Here is a 423-nt window from a genome sequence, read left to right on the forward strand (position 1 = left end):
TGGTGGCATCGGTCAGCACGGTGCTGAAGAAGTGCTCCTGCTTGCCCTCGACGGAGGTGCGGTACCACTTCAGGGTCACTTTCGGCAGCATTTCGCCGGAAGCCAGGGAGTTGTACATCAGCGGCACGGCCTTGTTCAGGGCCACGGTGAACTTGAACGGCTTGTGGACGCGCTGACCCGCCGGCTGGCCGGATTGCGGATCGGTCGGCACGGTGACGATGTGCTGGAACTCTTGCACCAGCATCTCGTCTTCGTGGCCTTGCACGAAGATGTTGCCGACGGAGTCGGAGGTGAAGGCACCGGCGGTGATGTTGCCCTGGGTTTTACCTTCGATGCTGATATAACATGGAGTTGGCATGGAATTGCTCCTGATTGGTTAAACGGTAATGACACTCAACCGAAACCGTTAGCAGCGTCCATGCC

1 protein-coding gene is annotated in these 423 nt (G+C 58.4%); it reads right to left on the reverse strand.

Annotated features, from left to right (window positions below):
* A partial coding sequence (gene hcp1 / locus ACW5W7_RS21315; RefSeq protein WP_456503004.1) for a type VI secretion system effector Hcp1 occupies window positions 1–358 on the reverse strand: 358 nt, incomplete at its 3' end.
* Window positions 359–423: the final 65 nt, after the last annotated feature.

This window comes from Aeromonas intestinalis, assembly GCF_054052485.1.